The organism is Accumulibacter sp., from assembly GCF_032229525.1.
Taxonomy (GTDB): domain Bacteria; phylum Pseudomonadota; class Gammaproteobacteria; order Burkholderiales; family Rhodocyclaceae; genus Accumulibacter.
The window spans coordinates 1-4,577 of sequence record NZ_JAVTWB010000234.1; the positions used below are offsets into that span (position 1 = coordinate 1).

Sequence of the window (4,577 nt, forward strand, 5' to 3'; positions counted from 1 at the left end):
CTAGATATGCCGTTCGACGTGGCGGTCGCAAAAGTTACCGAGGCTCTGAAGAAGGAAGGCTTCGGTGTGCTCAGCGATATCGATATCAAGGCGACGCTGAAAGCCAAGCTCAACATCGAGCACCGGCCGTATCGCATCCTCGGCGCATGCAATCCGCCGCTCGCCCAGCGCGCGATCGAGGCCGAACCCGACATCGGCCTGCTGCTGCCGTGCAATGTGGTGGTGCGCGAGGAAGCCGATGCAAGCATCACGGTTGCATTCATGGATCCCGAGGCGGTGTTGACGCTGGTCGACAAACTGGAAGTGACCGACATTGCCACGGAAGTACGGGCACTGCTGCAAAAGGTGTGTACGAGCCTCACGGCGTGAAGAACGCCCCAACACTCGCGCCGGACGCCTCCTCGGCCCTGCAGGTAAACATCAGCGCCGATCTGGCGTCGGTGGACGTGATGCACCATGGCCGCAGGGTCACCATCATGCGCAATCAGGATCAGGACAATTCCATCAATCCGGAATTCGCCCAGACTTCGCGCAAATGCCCGCCGTTCTGCATACAGCCAATCGAGTTGGCGCCGGGTGTGAGAACGGTAGCCGAACTCGAGGTGCTGCACTTTCTCAAGCAAATCAGCGACGGCGATACATCTGCGCTGGTGATCGACTCTCGCACTCCGGCATGGGTGGAAAAAGGCATTATCCCGGGGACGGTGAACATCCCCTGGGACACGCTCAATATCGGCAAGTCGGATCCGGCCACGGTGCAGGAAATACTCGAAAAGCAGCTGGGCGCACAACGGCGGGATGACTTCTGGAATTTCGACAAGGTCAAGACGCTGGTGCTGTTCTGCAATGGCTCCTGGTGCGGACAGTCCCCGACCACCATCAAGGGGCTGCTGACAATCGGCTATCCGGCGCACAAGATTCTCTGGTACCGCGGCGGCATGCAGGATTGGGAAAGCCTTGGACTGACTACGCTCAAGCCATTGGGCAACTAATGCAAAACAAGGTGACCACCGAAGGCGGGTTCGCGCTGCATGTATCTGGGAGAGCAAGCGCTGCTGCTGGCAGAAACCTGGTTTGCATGATGGGGCGGTCATCCGCACCGACGGGGCGCTCAGGATAGCCGGGTTTGCCGCTCGCGTCCGCCGTCTCGGCTCAACTCGAGGAACCCAGGCCATGAACGCCGAAAAGCTCACGCCGGAACTGCGCCAGCGCATGAACGCCAAGATTTCCGCCAAAAACTTTCCCGTCGTTTGTGTGGGCGGTTCGGCCGGCGGGCTCGACGCTTATACGCGTTTACTCCAGCATTTGCCGGCCGATATGGGTGTCGCCATCGTCATCGTCAATCACCTGAGAACCGTGCCGACGCGCCTGCACGAGATTCTGCCGCGTTTCACCGCAATGCCGGTTGCGCTGATTACGGAAAAATTGGATATCCAGCCCAACCACGTATTCATCATCCCGGCGCAGCGCGACTTGCATGTTCTCGAGGGGGAGTTCCGACTGAAACCGATCTCCAAGCCGCGGGGATGGCCGGACGTGATCACGGTTTTTCTACGATCCCTTACCGAGCACTGGGACGGCAAACTGATCGCGGTCATCGTCTCCGGCTTTGACGGCGACGGCGCGGCCGCGCTGTGCGGGATCAAGGAAGCGGGCGGCATTACCATCGCACAGAAGCTCGACACAGCCGCGTATCCCGATATGCCGCAGAGCGCCATCGCCAGCGGTTGCATCGATTTTGTGCTTTCGCCGGAGGAAATCGCCAAGGAAATCGTCCGAATTGCGCAAACGGCGTCACGCGCCGAGTGAAACGGGCGACGTACTGTGACGCGGGAAATGCAGAATTGGTAATGATGATCCATTTTCTCAGCCTTACGAGAAAGGAGAATTGAATCATGAAGACAAGAACTCTTTCCCCGGAACTGCTCCACCAGATGGATGCCTACTGGCGCGCCGCCAACTATCTGTCGGTCGGCCAGATCTACCTTTTCGACAACCCACTGCTGCAGCGGCCGCTCGCGCTCACGGATGTGAAGCACATGCTGCTGGGGCACTGGGGCACGACTCCCGGGCAGAATTTCATTTACGCGCATCTCAATCGGGTGATCAAGAAATACGACCTCGACATGATCTACGTCTCCGGCCCCGGACACGGTGGCCCGGCGCTGGTCGCCAATACTTATCTCGAAGGCACGTACAGCGAGATCTATCCCGACATCAGCCGGGACGAGGCCGGGCTGCAGAAGCTGTTCCTGCAGTTTTCATTTCCCGGCGGCATTCCCAGCCACGCGTCGCCGGAGTGCCCGGGCTCGATCCACGAGGGCGGCGAGCTGGGCTATTCCCTCAGCCATGCCTTCGGTGCGGTGTTCGACAATCCTGATCTCATCGTCGCCTGCGTCGTTGGCGACGGCGAGGCGGAAACCGGACCCCTGGCCACGGCCTGGCATTCCAACAAGTTTCTCGATCCGGCCAGCGACGGCGCGGTGCTGCCGATTCTGCATCTCAATGGCTACAAGATTGCGAATCCGGCTCTGCTCGCGCGCATCAGCCGCGAGGAACTGGAACAGTTGCTGCGCGGCTACGGCTGGACGCCGTGCTTCGTCGAGGGTCACCAGCCGGAGTTGATGCATGAGGCGATGGCGGCAGCGCTGGACACGGCGGTGGAACAGATCAAGAAGGTCCAGCAGGACGCACGCAGCGGCGGATTTTCCACGCGCCCGCGCTGGCCGATGATCGTCCTCGCGTCGCCCAAAGGCTGGACCGGGCCGAAGGTGGTCGACGGGCTGCAGATCGAAGGCACGTTCCGCGCGCACCAGGTGCCGCTCGCCGACCCGGCCAGCCATCCGGAACACCTCAAGCTGCTGGAGGAATGGCTCAAGAGCTACCGGCCGGAGGAACTGTTCGATGCCGATGGCCATCTGGTGGCTGAGCTGGCCGAGCTTGCGCCCAGTGGCAAGCGTCGCATGGGCGCGAATCCCCACGCCAATGGCGGCATGCTGCTGCGCGATCTGCGGATGCCCGATTTTCGCGACTTTGCCGCCAAGGTGCCCCAGCCGGGCGTGATGGGCATCGGCGATACCCGCGTGCTCGGGCCTTTCCTGCGCGACGTAACGAAGCTGAACCAGGAGCGGCGTAATTTCCGTGTATTCGGCCCCGACGAAACGCTGTCCAATGGCCTGGGGGCCTTGTTTGAAGTGACCAATCGCCAATGGGACGCGGCGACCGTGCCGAACGACGAATTTCTCGCGGCCAGCGGGCGTGTGCTCGATTCGATGCTCAGCGAGCACCAGTGCGAGGGCTGGCTCGAAGGCTACCTGCTCACCGGGCGGCACGGGCTGTTCAACTGCTACGAGGCATTCATCCACATCATCGATTCGATGTTCAACCAGCACGCCAAGTGGCTGAAAGTCACCGCGCAACTGCCGTGGCGGCGGAAGATTGCCTCGTTGAACTACTTGCTGGCCTCGCATGTCTGGCGCCAGGATCACAACGGCTTCACGCATCAGGATCCCGGGTTCATCGACCACGTCGTCAACAAGAAGGCCGATATCGTACGGGTCTACCTGCCGCCGGATGCCAATTGCCTGTTGTCGGTGATAGACCACTGCCTGAGGAGTCGCCACTACGTCAACGTCGTGGTCGCGGGCAAGCACCCGGCGCCACAGTGGCTGAGCATCGACGCGGCGGTCAAGCACTGCGCCGAAGGCATCGGCATCTGGCAATGGGCCAGCAACGATCAGGGAGTCGCGCCCGACGTGGTCATGGCCTGCTGCGGCGACGTGCCCACGCTGGAGACGCTCGCCGCTGTCGCTATCATGCGCGAGCATCTGCCCGACCTGAAGATCCGGGTGGTCAACGTGGTCGACCTGATGAAGCTGCAGCCGCCAAGCGAGCACCCGCACGGCCTGGCCGACAAGGATTTCGACGAGATCTTCAGCAGGGACAAACCGGTCATCTTCGCTTTCCATGCCTACCCGTCGCTGATCCACCGGCTGACCTACCGCCGTACCAACCACGACAACTTCCACGTTCGCGGCTACCAGGAAGAGGGCACGATCACGACGCCTTTCGACATGACCGTGCTCAACGCTGTGGACCGTTATCACCTCGTGATGGCGACCATCGACCGCCTGCCGCAGACCGGGGGCAAGGGTATCACCCTCAAGCAGAGGCTCACGGACAAGCTGATCGAGCACAAGCAGTACATCGACAAGCATGGCCAGGACATGCCCGAGATCCGCGACTGGCAGTGGCAAGAATGGTGCAGTCATGGCACTGCGCCTGATCGAGATGGTGGCCTCCCGCACTAAACACTGTGCGCCACCGTACAGACCAGGTGCGTCAGTGTGAATACGCTGCTGTTGAGCATTGGACACGGTGTGCGAGTCTGGTGGCGTAGCACGCGGTTTCGCGCCGCAGGCGCTAGGCCGAAGGGTCGAGCGTGAGCCGATGTCGACCTGTCGATAGAAGGCTGGAATCGGAAAGTTGTCTTTAACCTCTCTTTGGAGAATCAATCATGAACACACTTGGCAAGTATCTTTCTGCACTGTTCCTGGCGGTAACCCTGGTTACTGCCG

4 protein-coding genes are annotated in these 4,577 nt (G+C 61.0%); all 4 read left to right on the forward strand.

What is annotated here, in order from left to right:
• The first annotated feature begins 6 nt into the window (after positions 1 to 6).
• The 4 genes from RUW20_RS18620 (at position 7) to RUW20_RS18635 (ending at position 4,310) form a co-directional block, all read left to right on the forward strand.
• A complete protein-coding gene (locus tag RUW20_RS18620) occupies positions 7 to 369 on the forward strand; it encodes a DUF302 domain-containing protein (RefSeq protein WP_313953717.1) in 363 nt (120 codons plus the stop codon).
• Entirely contained in the window at positions 366 to 992 is a 627-nt protein-coding gene (locus RUW20_RS18625; protein WP_313953715.1) for a rhodanese-like domain-containing protein, read from the forward strand. The genes RUW20_RS18620 and RUW20_RS18625 overlap by 4 nt, the downstream gene beginning before the upstream one ends.
• Positions 993 to 1,212: 220 nt before the next feature.
• Positions 1,213 to 1,809: a chemotaxis protein CheB gene (locus tag RUW20_RS18630; protein WP_313953718.1), complete on the forward strand. Its 597-nt coding sequence runs from the start codon at positions 1,213 to 1,215 to the stop codon at positions 1,807 to 1,809.
• 86 nt (positions 1,810 to 1,895) lie between these two features.
• Positions 1,896 to 4,310, forward strand: coding sequence for a phosphoketolase family protein (locus RUW20_RS18635; RefSeq protein ID WP_313953716.1), 2,415 nt, complete (start codon positions 1,896 to 1,898; stop codon positions 4,308 to 4,310).
• Positions 4,311 to 4,577 lie beyond the last annotated feature (267 nt).